Here is a 17557-nt window from a genome sequence, read left to right on the forward strand (position 1 = left end):
GTGGTTTTTATGTCGTCTGCTTGGCTGCTGCCCGAGCACATTGCCGATGTCTTGCCCTCCGAGGCGCGGCGGATCGAGGAACTGCGCCGGGCGCTGCTCGATGCGGCACGGGGCTACGGCTACGAGCTGGTGATGCCGCCCCTGCTCGAGTACCTCGAGTCGCTGCTGTCGGGCACCGGCCGCGAACTCGATCTGCGCACCTTCAAGCTGGTCGACCAGCTCAGCGGCCGCACCATGGGAGTGCGCGCTGACGCGACGCCTCAAGTTGCGCGCATCGATGCCCATCTGCTCAATCGCCGGGGAGTCACCCGCCTGTGCTATTGCGGGCCGGTCCTGCACACCCGCCCGTCCGGTCTGCATGCGACGCGTGAGCCGCTGCAGTTCGGTGCCGAAATCTATGGCCATGCCGGGCTCGAGGCCGACCTCGAGGCCCAGGAACTGGCCCTTGAAGGTTTGCATCGCATCGGGATGGCGCGTTTGACGCTCGACATGGCCGATGCGCGCATCGTGCGCGACCTGCTTGCGGGTGTTGCTGTTGACGCCGCGGTATTGGACCAGGTGTATGCGTGTCTTGCCTCCAAGGATGCGGCCTGCCTCGACGACCTGACGCGTGGCTTCCCTCGGGACAGCCGCCAGGGTTTGCTGGCATTGATCCACCTGTACGGTGGTGCCGAAGTGCTCGACGATGCTGGCAAGGTTTTGCCGGCGCACGCAGGCATCACGGCTGCACTGTCCGACCTGCGCTGGCTGGCCGAGCATCTCGGCCGCGCGCACCCGGAGGTGCGCATCGGCTTCGATCTCGCAGATCTGAGCGGTTATGCCTACTACAGCGGTACTCGGTTCGCCGTCTATGCCGAAGGCGGTGCTGATTCGCTGGTGCGCGGTGGCCGCTATGACGAGGTTGGTGCGGTTTTCGGTCGCAACCGGCCGGCTGTCGGCTTCAGCACCGATCTCAAGGAGCTGGTGCGCTGGACCCGCGTTGATGGAACCCGCGCTGCCATCCGTGCGCCGTGGGGCGAAGCACCGGCGCTGCGCGAGGCGATCCGGCGTTTGCGCGAACAGGGGCAAACCGTCGTGTGTGTACTGCCAGGACACGAGCACGAGGTGCAGGAATTCGACTGTGACCGCGAGTTGACGCAGGTCACGGGGCAGTGGGTCGTGAAGGCGCTCTGACGCCTTCGACCCGCGCCACACGCGGCGGTCGCACGCCTTTCAAGTTTCAAAAGTATCCAGGAACATTTCCATGACGCAGCAAAACCGTGGGCGCAACGTCGTCGTGATCGGCACCCAGTGGGGCGACGAGGGCAAGGGCAAGGTGGTGGACTGGCTGACCGACCATGCTGCAGCCGTGGCGCGCTTCCAGGGTGGCCACAACGCCGGTCATACCTTGGTGATCAAGGGCAAGAAGACCGCGTTGCAACTGATTCCCTCAGGGGTGATGCGCGATGGTGTTGCCTGCTACATCGGCAACGGCGTCGTGGTCGATCCCTCGCACCTGCTGTCCGAGATCGAGCGCCTTGAAGCGGCTGGCGTCGATGTGCGCTCCCGGCTGTTCATCAGTGAATCCTGCCCGCTGATCCTGCCTTTCCACGTCGAGGTCGATCGTGCGCGCGAGGCGCTGCGTGAGTCGAGCGGCGCCGGCAAGATCGGCACCACCGGCAAGGGCATCGGCCCGGCCTATGAGGACAAGGTGGCGCGCCGTGCGCTGCGTGTGCAGGACCTGAAGCACCCCGAGCGCTTCGCCAAGAAACTGCATGAACTGCTCGAGCTGCACAACTTCGTGCTTCAGGGCTACCTGAAGGGCCAGCCGCTGGAGTTCCAGCCGATCTTCGACCACGCGATGAAGGTGGCCGAGCAACTGCGCCCGATGCTGGCCGACGTTGGCGTGCGCATCGATCAGACCAACCTCGAAGGCGGCAACGTGTTGTTCGAGGGTGCGCAAGGCACGCTGCTCGACATCGACCACGGAACCTACCCGTACGTCACCTCGAGCAACTGCGTGGCCGGCAATGCGGCAGCGGGCTCGGGAGTGGGGCCTGACAAGCTGCACTACATCCTCGGTATCACCAAGGCTTACACCACGCGCGTCGGCAGCGGCCCCTTCCCGACCGAGCTGCCGATCGACGCACCGGGAACCGTGGGGCATCATCTGTCGACCGTAGGTCAGGAGCGCGGTACGGTGACGGGTCGTGCACGACGTTGCGGCTGGCTCGACGCCGCCGCCCTGAAGCGCTCTATTCTGATCAATGGCGTCTCCGGCCTGTGCATCACCAAGCTCGACGTGCTCGACGGGCTGCAGGAAATCAAGATGTGCGTCGGCTACGAACTCGACGGGCGGCGCATCGACATCCTTCCCTTGGACGCTGACGAGATCGTGGCATGCAAGCCCGTTTATGAGACGTTCCCGGGCTGGAGCGACAGCACGGCGGGCCTCACGCAATGGGATCACTTGCCGCTGAATGCACGCCGCTACCTCGAAAGGGTTCAGGAATGCATAGGCGCGCCGATAGACATGGTCTCCACCGGACCCGACCGGGAGGACACCATCCTGTTGCGCCATCCGTACAAGGCCTGATCGGGTGGCTGCTTTGATCGCTTGAACATCACGGCTTTACGCCCCGCGCTAGGAACTCGCATGCTGACCGATGACGGCAAACACCTTTATGTCTCCTGGGACGAGTACCACATGCTGATCGAGCGCCTTGCGCTCAAGGTCCACAACTCGGGCTGGCAATTCGATCAGATCTTGTGCCTGGCACGCGGGGGCATGCGTCCAGGGGATGTGCTGTCACGCGTGTTCGACAAGCCACTGGCCATCATGTCGACCAGTTCCTACCGGGCCGAAGCAGGCACCATCCAGGGCCGGCTCGACATGGCAAAGTACATCACGATGCCCAAGGGCGAGCTTGCGGGCCGAGTGCTGCTCGTCGACGACCTCGCCGATTCGGGGATCACGTTGCGCGCGGTGGTCGACCGCTTGCGCGGCATGCCGGCGATCGCCGAACTGCGTTCCTCGGTGATCTGGGTGAAGGGGGTGTCCAGCTACACGCCCGACTATTTCGTCGAGACCTTGCCTACGAGCCCCTGGATTCACCAGCCTTTCGAGGAGTACGACAATCTTCGCCCCGAAGGGCTGGCGAAGAAGTACGAGGTCTGAGCCGCCATCGCCCCAACATCGTCTGCCACGCAACACGTTGCATCTGCCAGTCGTCGCAAAGCTGGCCGTCCCCGCAGGGGGCACCGGCTTTGCTTGCTTTGGGCGGAACTCCTGGGGCACGATGGATGCATGTCGATGCGCATGTGCCACGATGCCGAACCGAGGCTCGCAGCAATCGCCGGATGGGAAGGGCCCAAGCGGAAAGGCCTCGCATCTTGCGATGCGAGGCCTTCGTATCTGGTGCCCAGGAGAGGACTCGAACCTCCACGGAGTTACCCGCTAGTACCTGAAACTAGTGCGTCTACCAATTCCGCCACCTGGGCTTTTGCCTGACCGACAATTCGAATATCTCTAGTGCCGAACAGAGAAGGAGATTCTATCATCAAAAATTCAAACGTATCAAGTCCTCCCGCCGGCCCCTCGCTGATGAGCGAAGTCGAAGGCACCGTGCAAGGCCATCGAGACGGGCATGGTTTCCTGTTGCGCGACGATCGTGAAGCCGACGTCTACCTGTCGCCGCAGGAAATGCGTGCGGTACTGCACCGCGACCGCGTGCGGGTGCGCATCATCCGCTATGACCGCAAGGGGCGCCCCGAGGGTCGTGTCCTGGAAATCCTCGATCGCCGCAAGGCGCCGATCATCGGGCGACTGTTGCACGAGAACGGCGTCTGGGTTGTGGCCCCGGAGGACAAGCGCTATGGCCAGGACATCCTGATCCCAAAGAACGCCACTGCGAAGGCGCAGGCGGGGCAGGTGGTGGCAGTCGAACTGACCGAACCGCCATCGCTGTATTCGCAGCCGGTGGGTCGCGTCACCGAGGTGCTGGGTGAGATCGACGATCCCGGCATGGAAATCGAGATCGCTGTACGCAAGTACGAAGTGCCGCACCAGTTCTCGCCCGAGACGATAGCCGAGACCGCGAAGCTGCCCGACAGCGTTCGCCCTGTCGATTGCAAGCATCGCGTTGACCTGACCGACGTGCCGCTCGTCACCATCGATGGCGAGGACGCCCGCGACTTCGACGACGCCGTGTACTGCGAGCCGGTGAAGGTAGCTCGAGGCAAGGGCTGGCGGCTGGTGGTCGCGATTGCCGACGTCAGCCACTACGTGAAACCTGGCGAGCCGCTCGACGTCGACGCCTACGAGCGCGCGACGTCGGTGTACTTCCCGCGCCGGGTGATTCCGATGCTGCCCGAGAAGCTCTCGAACGGCCTGTGCTCGCTCAACCCCGAGGAAGATCGGCTCTCGATGGTGTGCGACATGCTCGTCAATGCGAAGGGCGAGATTCACGCCTACCAGTTCTTCCCCGCCGTGATCCGCTCGCATGCGCGGCTCACGTACACCGAGGTCGCGGCGATCCTGGCGAATACGCGCGGCCCTGAAGCGACGCGACGCGAAGTGCTGGTACCGCACCTGCTGAACCTGCATGAGGTCTACCGGGCGCTGCTGCGTGAGCGCGGCGAGCGCGGTGCCGTCGACTTCGAGACCACCGAGACCCAGATCGTCTGCGACGACAACGGCCGCATCGAGAAGATCGTGCCACGCGTGCGCACAGAGGCGCACCGGCTGATCGAGGAGGCGATGCTCGCGGCCAACGTCTGCTCGGCCGATTTCATCGCGCGTGCCAACCACCCGGCGCTGTACCGGGTACACGAGGGCCCCACGCCCGAGAAGCGCACCATCCTGCAGAACTATCTGCGCGCGCTCGGCATCGGCATGGGGATCAGTGACGACCCGAAGCCCGGCGAGTTCCAGGCAATTGCAGCTGCCACCAAGGAGCGGCCCGACTCGGCGCAGATCCACATGATGCTGTTGCGCTCGATGCAGCAGGCGATCTACACGCCTGCCAACAGCGGCCACTTCGGGCTGGCCTACGAGGCCTACACCCACTTCACGAGCCCGATCCGGCGCTATCCGGACTTGCTGGTGCACCGTGTCATCAAGGCGTTGCTCATCGGCAAGCGCTATCAACTGATCGGGGTGGCCGAGGAAGAGCATCCGAAGCGGACAGGCCGCAAGCCGGCGGCCGTGAATGAACTCGCGCAATGGGAGGCCGCCGGCATCCATTGCAGTGCGTGCGAGCGGCGCGCCGACGAAGCCTCGCGCGATGTTGAAGCCTGGTTGAAGTGCCGCTTCATGCGCGAGCATCTCGGCGAGGAGTACAGCGGCACCATCAGTGCTGTCACGAGCTTCGGGCTGTTCGTGCAACTCGATGCGCTGTATGTCGAGGGACTGATTCACATCACCGAGCTTGGCGGCGAGTACTACCGCTTCGACGAGGTGCGACAGGAGCTGCGCGGCGAGCGCACGGGGGTGCGCTACGTCGTCGGCGGCCGGGTGCGCGTACAGGTCAGTCGGGTCGACCTCGACGGACGCAAGATCGACTTCCGCATGGTGCGGGACACCGCGGACGAGCGGCTCGTGGCACGTGCGTTGCGGGACAAGGGGGCCACCGGCAAGGTGGCCGAGCTGAAGGGCGTCCAGGAGGCCGATCGTGAGGTCAAGTCACGCACGCGTGCCACGGCACGCAAGAGCCCAGGCCGCACGAATGCGAAAGCTCATCCGGTGAAAGCGGCAAAAAGCGCCGCCAAGAAGTCGCGCCCGCGGCGCAGCTGAGGTGCTGCTTCATGGAGGGTACCCGGCCAGCAGCTCGATCAGGCGACTGGCCGGGAGGGGGCCTTGGTGTCCGTGTGACGCTACCCAGCGGTCGGCTGCCGCACCATGGGCGTGTGTCGCGAGCTGTGCAGCGAGCAGCGCGTCCCGTCCCTGAGGCCACAACCCGGCCATCCAGCCGGCCAGCACGTCGCCGGTGCCAGCGCTTGCCAGCGCCGCATTGCCCGTGAAGTTGATCGATGGCACGGTGTCCGGAGCGGCGACAACGCTGCCTGAACCCTTGAGCACCACGACGCTGCGGTAGCGATCGGCCAGTTGACGCGCCGCTCGCAAGCGATCGCTCTGCACCGTTGCCGCTTCCTCGACGCCAAGCAGTCGTGCGGCTTCCAGCGGATGGGGGGTGAGGATAGTGGCTGCGCCACGCCGGCCGCGGCCCTCGAGCAGCGACTGCAGCATCGGGTCGGCGGCGATGGCATTGAGCGCGTCGGCGTCGAGAACGAGCCGGCCGGCGTGACTCAGCGCACGTGGCAGCATCGCGCGCACGACGGTGCCGCCGCCGCAGCCGCACACCAGCGTCAGCGGCGCCCAGTTCATCGCTTCAACGGCGGCGGCATCGCGGAACATGAGTTCTGGCGTCATCGTGTCGACGGGCCATGCCGGATCACCGAGCGTGTGAACGAAGACCCGCCCCGCCCCCGCCACGAGAGCGGCTCGGCCGGCCAGCAATGCTGCGCCCGTCATGCCTGCTGCACCACCGAGCACCAGCACGTCGCCGAAGCTGCCCTTGTGTTGTGAATGCCGCCGCCCGGGTTCGATCGACGCACTTTTCGAGAACAGCCACGCCGTGGGCGGCTCGCGCAGACCCGTCTGCAGGTCGTCGAACCACACCTGTCCAGCGTGGTCACGCCCCGAGCCGGTGAAGAGGCCCGGTTTCAACGTCAGCAGCGACACCGTATGGTGGCCACGCACGACATCGCCGCTCTCCTCGAAAGCTTGCCCCGTGTCGGGGTGCAGACCACTTGGCAAGTCGACGCACAGCACCGTGCCGGGCCAGTGGCGCAAATGCATGACTGCTGCCGCCAGTGCGCCTTGGGGCGCACGGGCGCCGCCCACGCCGAGCAGCGCATCGATCGCGAGATCGTGGCAGCTGGGGACAGTCGGGGGGCTGGCGCTGTCGGTGATCGGCACGCCGGCAGCCTGCGCCCGCCGCAGCGACGCCGCCGCATCCGGGGGCAGGCGCGTCGGGTCGCCGAGCAGGCCGACCTGTACCCGCTTGCCCGCCCGGTGCAGGTGCATCGCCGCTTCGAGGCCGTCTCCGCCATTGTTGCCGGGGCCGCACGCGACCCAGATGCCCCTCGCATGCGGCGCGATCGCCAGCGCAAACCGGGCGACCGATGCGCCGGCGCGCTGCATCAAGGTATGAGTGGGCAGGCCCTGCTGTGCGTGTTGCTCGATCAGCCGGCTGAGCGCCGCGCCATGCAGTGGCCACGGAGGTCGACCATGGGCCGCGACGCGCAGCGGCGCGCGGGAGGCGGGAGCGGTGCCTGCGGAACAATCATCCATGGTGGGCGAACGATAGCGCCAAGCGTCCGGCTGTCCAAGCGAGGACGCGCGTTGTTCAGGTCGCGCGCAGCCGTTGCAGGCCGAAACCCGTCAGCGGCAGCTCAGTGCCTCGGCCAGCAAGTGCGTCTGCCAGCAGCCGTGCCGCGGCGCAAGCCGTGGCCCAGCCCTGGTTGGCGTGGCCGAGATTCAGCCACACCCCTGTCGCACCGCTTTCGCCGATCAAGGGCAGGCCATCGGGCAGTTGCAGGCACGTTCCTTTCCAGGTCTGTGCGTGCGCCTTGTGAGCTGCCCCTGGGAACCAGCGGTCGAGCACGGCATACAGCGAGCGCAGCATCGATTCGTGGTGATCGTGCACCGGGGTGCCGATTTCCAGGCCGCCGCCGATGCGCACGCGTTGCCCGAACCGCACGATGCTGACGCCGCGATCCGCGTCGGTGATCGCCGCGCGCGGGCACCGTTCCAGGTGGCGCAGATTGGCGGTGACGGTGTAGCCGTGCACCGGCATCAGCGGCAAGGACAGGCCGAGTGCACTCAACAACCTGGTCGACTGCGCCCCGGTGCACAGCATCACGACGTCGAAGTCGTCCTGGTCCGGGTGGTTCACAGGTGCCGAAGATCGAGAACTGCCGCCGGGGGCATGCCGACTGACGAAGCTCGTGGCTGCGGCCTGTGCCGCGCTGTGCACCCTCGGTGATCGGCCGGTTTCGATGCGGGTGACTTCGGTGGCGAAGCGGAACTCGGCGCCCATGCGCTCGCATGCTTCCTTCATCAGGTGGGCGATCTGACGGCAGTTCGCGGCCTCGTCCGAAGGAAACAGGATGGCCGCCGACAGTCTCGCTTCGCGCTCGAGGCCGGGCTCCATGGCGCGGCACTCCTCGGCGCTGAGCCATTGCGCCGCGTGCCCTTGTGCACGCAGCGCGTCGAAAGTCTGGCGGGCGCCCGGAAGCTGAGCCGGGTAGCGCAGCAGCACGATATGGCCTCGGCACGCCTCAAACTCGACCCGCTGCATCGCGACGAAGCGGGCGTGCTCGCGGTGCCCGCAGGCCGCCAGCTCGCGCAGTGCCGGCTGCAGTTCGGATCGCCGCGCCATGGACTGCCGCGTCTGCCAGAGCCAACGCCAGTTCGCGAGCCGCCAGCCAGGACGGACATGGGCTTCGCGAGGCAACCTCCACCAGCTTCGCGACGCGATCGATGCGAAGGGCGACAGCAGGCCCGGGCCCGCGAGGCTGGGCGCCACCAGTCCCAACTGCGCATAGCTGGCTTCCGCCGCGACGCTGCCGCGGCGTTCATACACCGTCACCTGATGGCCTTCGCTGGCCAACACGTGCGCAGCGCTGACTCCGGCGATGCCGGCGCCGACAATCGCGACACGCATGATCAGGCGCCTTCCAGCAAGAGGGCGGCCTCGATGGCGAGCGACACGGCCAGCACCGTGTCGTCGTGCAGGGCCGACGACCAAACCATCAGTCCGACGGGCAGTTGGTCGGGGGCATGACAGGGCAGTGACAAGGCGCACCCGTCGAGCATATTGACGATGGACGGATTGCGCAGCAACAGCGCGTTGACCCGAAAGAATTCGGCGTCGTCATCGGCGATTGCGGCGATCGGTGGAGCGACGATCGGCACGGTGGGCGAAAGGACGGCGTCAAAACCTTCGAGCTGCCGTTCGACCTGCGCAATCCATGCACGCCGCGCGTGCACAAGGTCGATGTAGTCCGCCGCGCTCATCTGGGCGCCGCGCCGGATCCGCTGTGCGACGCGCGGGTCATAGCGTTCGCCGTCGACTTCCAGACGCACTCGGTGCCAGGCCCAGCTTTCGGCGGCTGAAAAACCCCCGGTCGCCTGGATCCGGCTCAGCTGAGACAGTTCGGGGAGGCCGATCTGCTCGATCTGGGCGCCTTGATTGCGCAGCCGTTGCAGCGTCGAGTCGAAGGCGTTTGCGACGGTGCCATCGAGCCCGTCCTGCATCGTGTCGCGTGCGATGGCCAGGCGCCAGGCGCGCAACGGGCGGCGGTTGGCGCGCACCTGCCTTGCGGCCAGTACTTCATGCAACAGGACCGCATCGCGCACGCTTTTCGTGATGGCGCAGGCGGTATCGAGTGTGGTCGACAACGGAATTGCGCCTTCGAGCGGCGTCAGCCGGGCGGTGTTCTTGAATCCGACCAAGCCCTGCAGTGCGGCCGGGATGCGGATCGAGCCGCCGGTGTCCGAGCCGAGCGCTGCCCAGGCGGCGCCGGTCGCGACCGAGACCGCTCCGCCCGAGGTCGAGCCGCCCGGGATGCGGGGCACATCAGGATCGGCCGGGTTTGGCGGTGTGCCGTGGTGCGGGTTCCAGCCGACGCCGGAGAACGCGAACTCCGTCATGTTGGTGTGACCGGTGAGTGCCGCGCCTGCGGCTCGCAGGCGTGCGACGGCTGCAGCGTCTTGCGCCGCGGGTGCACCGTCTTGCAGCACCCGTGAGCCGCCGGTCGTCGGCTGGCCGGCCACGTCGAACAGATCCTTCACGCTCACGGCGAGGCCGGCAAGCGGTAGGCAGGGCAGTGCGGCGCTGCCGGCAGCAAGATCCGCGGCCCTGGCGGCAGCCTCGGCCTGCTCCCAGAAGGTGCGCACGAAGGTATGCCGGTTCGCGGGAGTGTCGGACGCCATGCGCGCTGCGTCCAGCAGGCCCACGGCGCTGCGCTCGCCGGAGTGCACCGCGGAACGCGCCGCGATCAGATCGAAGTGCATGGGAGTGATATACTCTTCGGGTTTATCTGGAGGCCGATGGACTGTCGTCTTGCGGTCCTCTTGCGCCAGGGTACCGATGCATAGCATCGCAGGGCCGTGGCGGCCAGATGAGCAAATCGCGAACCCGGCGGTTTGAAGGTGTTGCAGCGCGCGTTCTCTTGTAAGTGCGGTTGCAATCTGCGCCGGATTCTAGACCCAACCTTTGGAGTACTCCATGTCCGTCACCATGCGCGAAATGCTGGAAGCCGGTGTCCATTTCGGGCACCAGACCCGCTTCTGGAACCCCAAGATGGCCCCATATATCTTCGGCCATCGCAACAAGATCCACATCATCAACCTCGAGAAGACGCTGCCGCTCTTCGAGGACGCGATGAAGTACATCCGCCAGCTCTCGGCCAAGCGTGGCACGGTTCTGATGGTGGGTACCAAGCGCCAGGCCCGTGAAGTGGTCGCCCAGGAGGCACAGCGCGCTGGCGTGCCCTTTGTCGACCAGCGTTGGCTGGGTGGCATGCTGACCAACTTCAAGACGGTCAAGACCTCGCTGAAGAAGCTCAAGGACATGCAGGCCCAGGCAGAAGCCGGCCTCGAGCAAATGAGCAAGAAGGAAGCCCTGCTGTTCCAGCGCGAGATCGCCAAGCTCGAAAAGGACATCGGCGGCATTCAGGACATGAACGCGCTGCCTGACGCCATCTTCGTGATCGACGTCGGCTATCACAAGATCGCCATTGCCGAAGCCAAGAAACTCGGCATCCCGGTGATCGGCGTGGTTGACAGCAACCACTCGCCGGCCGAGATCGACTACGTGATCCCGGGCAACGACGACTCCTCCAAGGCCGTCGCGCTCTACGCCCGTGCCGTGGCCGACGCCGTGCTCGAAGGCAAGGCCAACGCCGTGAACGAGGTGGTGCAAGCCGCGTCGCCCGGCGGTGAAGACGAGTTCGTGGAAGTCAACGAAACCGCCTGAGCCCTGCCGCGGTGCTGAAAGAGGGGGCTGCTACAGCCCCTTTTTTTCAACGCGGTCCGAATTGATGCTGATACCGGTCCTCCGAACGGCCCGGGGTCCCTGAAGAACTGGAGATACGAGATGCCCGCAATTACCGCAAGCATGGTCGCCGAACTGCGTGCCAAGACCGATGCCCCGATGATGGAATGCAAAAAGGCGCTGACCGAAGCAGACGGCGACATCACCAAGGCCGAGGAGCTGCTGCGCGTGAAGCTCGGCAACAAGGCGAGCAAGGCCGCCTCGCGCGTGACTGCTGAAGGTATCGTGGCCGCCTACATCGACGGTACGACCGGCGCCCTGATCGAACTGAACTGCGAGACCGACTTCGTTTCGAAGAACGACGACTTCCTGGCCTTCGGCAAGTCCCTGGCCGAGCTGGTCGCGAAGCAGAACCCGGCCGACGTCGCCGCGCTGTCCGCGCTCGACCTGAGCGGCAACACCGTCGAGGTGACCCGCACCACGCTGATCGGCAAGATCGGCGAGAACATGTCGATCCGCCGCTTCAAGCGCTTTGCCGGCGGTGGCAAGCTGGTGAGCTACCTGCATGGCACCCGCATCGGCGTGATGGTCGAGTACGAAGGCGACGACGTGGCCGCCAAGGATGTCGCCATGCACGTTGCGGCAATGAAGCCGGTGTCGCTGGCCGCCAGCGAAGTGCCTGCCGAGTTGATCGAGAAGGAGCGCAATGTCGCTGCCGGCAAGGCAGCCGAGGACGCGAAAGCGGCCGAAGCTGCTGGAAAGGCGCCCCAATCTGCCGAGATCGTGGCCAAGCGCATCGAAGGTTCGGTGCAGAAGTACCTCAAGGAGGTCTCGCTGCTGAACCAGACGTTCGTGAAGAACGACAAGCAGACCGTCGAGCAGATGCTCAAGGCTGCGAACACCGCGGTCAAGGGCTTCACGCTCTATGTGGTCGGCGAGGGCATCGAGAAGAAGCAGGACGACTTCGCCGCCGAGGTGGCTGCCCAGGTGGCTGCAGCCAAGGGTCAGTAAGTCGCTTCGAACTACACTTTCACTCAACCTCAGCGCTGCACCACTGGAGAGAATTGCATGCCGGCCTACAAGCGCATCCTGCTGAAGCTTTCGGGTGAAGCCCTGATGGGCGACGATGCGTACGGCATCAACCGTGCCACCATCGTCCGGATGGTGCGCGAGATCCAGGACGTGACCGCGCTGGGCTGCGAAGTGGCAGTGGTGATCGGCGGGGGCAACATTTTCCGTGGCGTGGCCGGCGGCTCGGTCGGCATGGACCGGGCCACCGCCGACTACATGGGCATGTTGGCCACCGTGATGAACGCGTTGGCGCTGGCCGACACGATGCGCCAGGAAGGCATGACCGCGCGGGTGATGTCGGCCATCGGCATCGAACAGATCGTCGAGCCTTATGTTCGGCCGAAGGCGTTGCAGTACCTCGAGGAAGGCAAGGTGGTGATCTTCGCCGCCGGCACCGGCAACCCGTTCTTCACCACCGATACGGCGGCTGCGTTGCGTGGGGCCGAGATCGGTGCGCAGATCATGCTGAAGGCAACCAAGGTGGACGGTGTCTACAGCGCCGACCCGAAGAAGGACGCCAGCGCAACCCGCTACACGAACATCAGCTTCGACGAAGCCATCATCAGGAATCTGCAGGTGCTGGACGCCACCGCCTTTGCGCTGTGCCGCGACCAGAAGTTGCCGATCAAGGTGTTCAGCATCTTCAAGCCGGGCGCGCTCAAGCGTGTGGTGCTCGGCGAAGACGAGGGGACCCTCGTCCACGTTTGAGGAGTATGAAGCACATGAGCATTGCAGACATCAAGAAGACGACCGAACAGAAGATGCAGAAGTCGGTCGAGGCCTTCAAGCATGAACTGACCAAGATCCGCACCGGCCGCGCTCACCCCGGTTTGCTGGATCAAGTGCACGTCGAATACTACGGCTCGCCGGTGCCCATCAGCCAGGTGGCCAACGTCACGCTGCTCGACGCGCGTACGATCAGCGTGCAGCCGTGGGAAAAGGGCATGGGGCCCAAGATCGAAAAGGCCATTCGAGAGTCCGACCTCGGCCTCAACCCGTCGTCGCAAGGCGATTTGCTGCGGGTGCCGATGCCGGCGTTGACCGAGGAACGCCGCAAGGAACTCACCAAGGTGGTCAAGCATGCCGGCGAGGAGGCCAAGGTGGCCGTGCGCAATCTGCGCCGCGATGCCAACGAGCAGGCGAAGAAGCTGACGAAGGACAAGCAGATCACCGAGGACGACGAGCGCCGGTCTCAGGACGAAGTGCAGAAACTGACCGACCGGACGATCGCCGAGATCGACAAGCTGATCGCCGGCAAGGAAGCCGAGATCCTTGCGGTCTGATTCGTCACCGCATGCTGCAGCCGTGAGCGGCGTCATCCCTCGACATGTGGCCATCGTGATGGATGGCAATGGCCGCTGGGCCAACCGGCGCAAGAGGCCGCGCGTGTTCGGCCACGAGCAGGGCGTCGAGGCGCTGGTGCGCACCGTGCGTGCCTGCGTTGAGCGAGGCATCGAGTACCTGACGGTATTCGCCTTCTCTTCCGAGAACTGGAAGCGGCCCGAAGAAGAAGTCTCCGGCTTGATGAGCCTGGTGCTTGTCGCGGTCTCCAGGCACGTCGCCAAGCTGGCGGAGGAGGGCGTGCGCATCCGTATCGTCGGCGACCGAACGGCGGTATCCGAGAAGGTGCGTGCCTCCTGGGACAAGGCCGAAGCCGCCACGCGCGACAACCATCGCCTGGTTCTTTCGGTCGCGTTCAACTACGGCGGACGCTGGGACATCGTCCAGGCCTGTCGCCGTGCCGTTGCCGACGGGCTCACGTCGGACACGCTGACCGAAGCGGCGCTCTCGCGCTATATGGCGTTGAGCCATGCGCCCGACCCAGACCTTTTCATCCGCACAGGCGGCGAGTTGCGCATCAGCAATTTCCTCCTTTGGCAGGCGGCGTATTCCGAGCTGTACTTCACCGACTGTTTATGGCCCGATTTCGACGCTGCTCAGCTCGACGCCGCTCTGGCAGCATTTGCCGCTCGCGAGCGTCGTTTCGGCGACGTGCAGGCGGCGGCTCCTGCGTCAGCCCCCGAGGAGGCCTGAAACCATGCTCAAGCAGCGCGTGATCACCGCTGTGCTGCTGCTGGCCGTGCTGCTGCCCGCCTTGTTCGCGCGGCCGGTGTGGCCGTTCGCGGTGCTCAGCCTGGTCGTGGTTGCCACGGCGGGCTGGGAATGGGGGCGCCTGAACGGGCTGGGCTTCGCGCCTGCGGCCGTCATGGGAGGCGCGGTCGTGCTCGTTTGCCTTGCCACCTGGTGGGTCGGGTTCCCGGTCTTGCAGTCCGCGCCGCTATGGTGGCTCGTGACCGGTGCCTGGGTGCTGGGCGGGGCCTATGTGCTGAGTTGCGGGCCTGCGAAGTGGCCGGAGTTGCCGGCAGCTCTGAGGCTGTCGTTGGGCGTCGTTGCACTCTGGTTGACGTGGACCGCACTGACCCAGTCGAAGGCGCTGGGCCTGAATTTCCTGTTGTCGGTGTTCTGCCTCGTCTGGGCAGCGGACATCGCGGCCTACTTTGGCGGGCGAGCCTTCGGACGCCGCAAGCTGGCGCCTGCGATCAGCCCGGGCAAGAGCTGGGAGGGCGTCTGGAGTGGCATGGTGGGCGTGCTGGTGCTGGCAGTCGCCTGGATCGCGGCCGACGGGCGCTGGGATCTCGGCGGCGACAGCCTGTTCACCGGGGTGCGGTCGAGCTTCGGTTGGGTGGGCCTGATCGTCGCCTGTGCCTTCCTGGCGGCAATGAGCGTGGTCGGTGACCTCTTCGAATCCCTGATGAAGCGTAGCGTGGGCGCCAAGGACAGCAGCCAGCTGTTGCCGGGCCACGGTGGCGTGCTCGATCGCATCGACGCCTTGCTGCCGGTGTTCCCGATTGCTTTGACCTTGAGCCTGTTCCGATGACCGGACCGTCCACGGCGCGCCAGCAGGTGTGCATTCTCGGCTCGACGGGGTCGGTCGGCGCCAACACGCTGGACGTCATTGCACGCCACCCACAGCGCTACCAGGTCTTCGCGCTCACTGCGCACCGCCGCGTCGACGACTTGGAGGGGCAGTGTCTGCGCTTTCAGCCTCGCTACGCGGTCATGTCCGACGAACCGGCCGCCGCGTCTCTGCGAGCGCGTCTACGCAGCGCCGGAAGCCCCACCGAAGTGCTGGGCGGGGTGGACGCGCTGACCGAGATCGCGGCTCACCCGGACGTCGACACGGTGATGGCCGCCATCGTCGGTGCTGCCGGGCTGGCGCCTTGCCTCGCTGCCGCACGTGCGGGCAAGCGGCTGCTGCTGGCCAACAAGGAGGCGCTCGTCGTCGGCGGCGGCTTCTTCATGCAGGCGGTGCGTGCCGGCGGGGCACAACTGCTGCCGATCGATAGCGAACACTCGGCGATCTTCCAATGTTTGCCCGAGGACCCGGCGACCTGGCGCGAACGCATCGAACGCATCATCCTCACGGCGTCCGGCGGGCCGTTCCGCGACCGAGACCCCGCGAGTCTGTGCGACGTCACGCCCGAGCAGGCCTGCGCGCACCCCAACTGGGTCATGGGACGCAAGATCTCGGTCGATTCGGCAACCATGATGAACAAAGCGCTCGAGGTGATCGAGGCCCGATGGCTGTTCAGCCTCGAGCCCGAGGACATCGAGGTCGTGATCCACCCGCAAAGCATCGTGCACTCGATGGTGGTGTGCCGCGACCGGTCGGTGCTGGCTCAGTTGGGCACGCCCGACATGCGGGTGCCGATCGCATTCGGCTTGGCCTACCCCGAGCGCATCGAGTCAGGGGCGGCCCACCTGGACTTCACTCGATTGTCCGGGCTCACCTTCGAGGCCCTCGATCGGCGCCGCTTTCCGGGGCTGCAACTGGCCTGGGACACTTTGCGTGCGGCAGCGGGCAGTACGGCAGTGCTGAATGCCGCCAATGAAGAAGCGGTCGCCGCTTTCCTTGCGGGAACCATCCGCTTCGACCAGATTCACACGGTGAACGCGCGCACACTGGACGAAGTCGTCCCGGGGGCGGATGCCGCCGGCTCCCTTGAAGCACTTCTGGAGCTCGACGCCGGCGCCCGTCGCCGTGCGCGAGACTTCGTGAAAGGGTTGGCCGCATGATCACCGTTCTCGCCTTCTTGCTGACCATTGCAATCCTGATCGTCGTGCACGAATGGGGTCACTACCGCATGGCGCTTGCCTGCGGCGTCAAGGTGCTGCGTTTCTCCGTGGGTTTCGGCCAGGTGCTGTGGCGCCGCCAGCGGACGCCGGACAGCACGGAATTCGTCGTCTGCGCACTGCCGCTGGGCGGCTATGTGCGCATGCTGGACGAGCGCGAAGGAGCAGTGCCGCCGGCGCTGGCGCACCAGGCCTTCAATCGCAAGCCACTGCGCTCTCGCGCTCTGATCGTCGCTGCGGGCCCGGCGGCCAACCTGGTCCTCGCGGTGGCGCTCTATGCGGTGGCCGGCTGGATCGGAACCGACGAACCGAAAGCGGTGCTGGGCGCGCCGGTGGCCGCCAGTCTGGCCGACCGTGCCGGCATGCGCGCCGGCGACTGGGTGCAAGCGGCGCAGGAGCCCGATGGCGATACGGTGGAGATCCGCTCGTACAACGATCTGCGCTGGTACGTCACCGACGCCACCGTGCACGGCCGCGACCTGACGCTGCAACTGACGGATGCACAAGGGCATCGCCCGCGTGACGTGACCCTGTCGCTGGCCGAACTCGGTTCCCGTTCTGTCGACGCAGGGCTGTTGCAGAAGATCGGCATCGGCCTGCCGTACAGCGAGCCGGTGCTTGGTCGTGTGATTCCGGGGGGACCGGCCGAGAGGGCCGGTTTGCGTACCGGAGACAGTGTGCTTTCGATCGATGGTGAACCGGTGTTCGATGCGGCGCGGCTGCGACAGCGCATCCGATCGGCAGTGCGGGGCGACGCTGCCGTCCCCATGAAGTGGCGCGTCGAGCGCGGTGGCCAGGCCATGGACCTGATGGTCGAGCCCACGCTCGTCGAAGAGCAGGGCAAGCGTTTCGCACGTATCGAGGCCGAGGTCGGGCGACCGATCGAGTTCGTCACCGTCTCCTACGGGCCTTGGGAAGGCGTGGTCTATGGGATGCGCCGCACCTGGGAGGTCGCTGCGCTGAGCCTGCGCATGCTGGGCAAGATGTTGATCGGCGAAGCATCGATCAAGAATTTGAGCGGGCCGCTGACGATCGCGGACTTCGCGGGGCAGTCGGTGCAGCTCGGGCTGTCCTACTACCTGGGCTTTCTGGCGCTCGTCAGCGTCAGCCTTGGCGTGCTGAATCTGCTTCCGCTGCCCGTCCTCGATGGGGGGCACCTGATGTATTATCTTTTCGAGGGAGTGACTGGGCGGCCGATCTCCGACGCGTGGCTTGATCGGCTGCAGCGTGGTGGGGTGGCGATCATGCTCGTGATGATGTCACTCGCTCTCTACAACGACGTGGCCCGATTCCTGGGTCTGCACTGAGTT

The 17557-nt window shown here is 65.8% G+C and carries 15 protein-coding genes and 1 tRNA gene; 12 read left to right on the forward strand and 4 right to left on the reverse strand.

All coding sequences use genetic code 11. From position 1 onward, the window contains the following. The first annotated feature begins 9 nt into the window (after positions 1-9). The 3 genes from M8A51_RS15940 (at position 10) to M8A51_RS15950 (ending at position 3157) form a co-directional block, all read left to right on the forward strand. The gene (locus M8A51_RS15940; protein ID WP_251779465.1) at positions 10-1173 is read left to right on the forward strand and encodes an ATP phosphoribosyltransferase regulatory subunit; all 1164 of its coding nucleotides are present in this window, start codon (positions 10-12) and stop codon (positions 1171-1173) included. 70 nt (positions 1174-1243) lie between these two features. Then, positions 1244-2575 (forward strand): adenylosuccinate synthase, encoded by a 1332-nt coding sequence (locus M8A51_RS15945; RefSeq protein WP_251779467.1) that lies wholly within the window; start codon positions 1244-1246, stop codon positions 2573-2575. A 60-nt stretch (positions 2576-2635) separates the two neighbouring features. Beyond that, positions 2636-3157 (forward strand): phosphoribosyltransferase, encoded by a 522-nt coding sequence (locus M8A51_RS15950; RefSeq protein ID WP_251779468.1) that lies wholly within the window; start codon positions 2636-2638, stop codon positions 3155-3157. A gap of 238 nt (positions 3158-3395) precedes the next feature. Here the strand turns inward: M8A51_RS15950 and M8A51_RS15955 are convergent. Continuing rightward, a tRNA-Leu gene (locus M8A51_RS15955) sits at positions 3396-3480 on the reverse strand. Positions 3481-3583: 103 nt separating this feature from the next. Between M8A51_RS15955 and rnr the strand changes: the two genes are divergently transcribed. Beyond that, entirely contained in the window at positions 3584-5773 is a 2190-nt protein-coding gene (gene rnr / locus M8A51_RS15960; protein ID WP_251779469.1) for a ribonuclease R, read from the forward strand. A gap of 9 nt (positions 5774-5782) precedes the next feature. Here rnr and M8A51_RS15965 read toward each other — a convergent pair whose 3' ends face one another. The 3 genes from M8A51_RS15965 to M8A51_RS15975 are packed head-to-tail and all read right to left on the reverse strand — an operon-like array spanning position 5783 to position 10060. Next, positions 5783-7333, reverse strand: a complete 1551-nt coding sequence (locus tag M8A51_RS15965; protein ID WP_251779470.1) for an NAD(P)H-hydrate dehydratase — start codon at positions 7331-7333, stop codon at positions 5783-5785. Positions 7334-7388: 55 nt separating this feature from the next. Next, a complete protein-coding gene (locus tag M8A51_RS15970) occupies positions 7389-8708 on the reverse strand; it encodes an FAD-dependent oxidoreductase (RefSeq protein ID WP_251779471.1) in 1320 nt (439 codons plus the stop codon). A gap of 2 nt (positions 8709-8710) precedes the next feature. Then, positions 8711-10060, reverse strand: a complete 1350-nt coding sequence (locus tag M8A51_RS15975; protein ID WP_251779472.1) for an amidase — start codon at positions 10058-10060, stop codon at positions 8711-8713. Positions 10061-10274: 214 nt separating this feature from the next. Here M8A51_RS15975 and rpsB point away from each other — a divergent pair, with 214 nt between their 5' ends. The 8 genes from rpsB to rseP all read left to right on the forward strand — a co-directional run bounded on the left by rpsB (position 10275) and on the right by rseP (position 17554). Further along, complete coding sequence (gene rpsB / locus M8A51_RS15980; protein ID WP_251779473.1) at positions 10275-11024, forward strand: 30S ribosomal protein S2; 750 nt, start codon at positions 10275-10277, stop codon at positions 11022-11024. 120 nt (positions 11025-11144) lie between these two features. Then, the gene (tsf, locus tag M8A51_RS15985) at positions 11145-12053 is read left to right on the forward strand and encodes a translation elongation factor Ts (protein WP_251779474.1); all 909 of its coding nucleotides are present in this window, start codon (positions 11145-11147) and stop codon (positions 12051-12053) included. 57 nt (positions 12054-12110) lie between these two features. Then, entirely contained in the window at positions 12111-12821 is a 711-nt protein-coding gene (pyrH, locus tag M8A51_RS15990; protein ID WP_251779475.1) for a UMP kinase, read from the forward strand. A gap of 14 nt (positions 12822-12835) precedes the next feature. Next, on the forward strand, positions 12836-13396 hold the full coding sequence (gene frr / locus M8A51_RS15995; RefSeq protein ID WP_251779476.1) for a ribosome recycling factor: 561 nt from the start codon (positions 12836-12838) through the stop codon (positions 13394-13396). 22 nt (positions 13397-13418) lie between these two features. After that, complete coding sequence (uppS, locus tag M8A51_RS16000) at positions 13419-14147, forward strand: polyprenyl diphosphate synthase (protein ID WP_368408557.1); 729 nt, start codon at positions 13419-13421, stop codon at positions 14145-14147. A 4-nt stretch (positions 14148-14151) separates the two neighbouring features. Next, positions 14152-14991 (forward strand): phosphatidate cytidylyltransferase, encoded by an 840-nt coding sequence (locus tag M8A51_RS16005; RefSeq protein WP_251779478.1) that lies wholly within the window; start codon positions 14152-14154, stop codon positions 14989-14991. Continuing rightward, positions 14988-16190 carry a 1-deoxy-D-xylulose-5-phosphate reductoisomerase gene (ispC, locus tag M8A51_RS16010; RefSeq protein ID WP_251779479.1) on the forward strand — a complete coding sequence of 401 codons (1203 nt, stop codon included), beginning with the start codon at positions 14988-14990 and terminating at the stop codon, positions 16188-16190. The genes M8A51_RS16005 and ispC overlap by 4 nt, the downstream gene beginning before the upstream one ends. Beyond that, positions 16187-17554, forward strand: coding sequence for an RIP metalloprotease RseP (rseP, locus tag M8A51_RS16015; RefSeq protein WP_251779480.1), 1368 nt, complete (start codon positions 16187-16189; stop codon positions 17552-17554). The genes ispC and rseP overlap by 4 nt, the downstream gene beginning before the upstream one ends. Positions 17555-17557 lie beyond the last annotated feature (3 nt).

Source organism: Caldimonas mangrovi, from assembly GCF_023721835.1.
GTDB lineage: Bacteria > Pseudomonadota > Gammaproteobacteria > Burkholderiales > Burkholderiaceae_C > Caldimonas > Caldimonas mangrovi.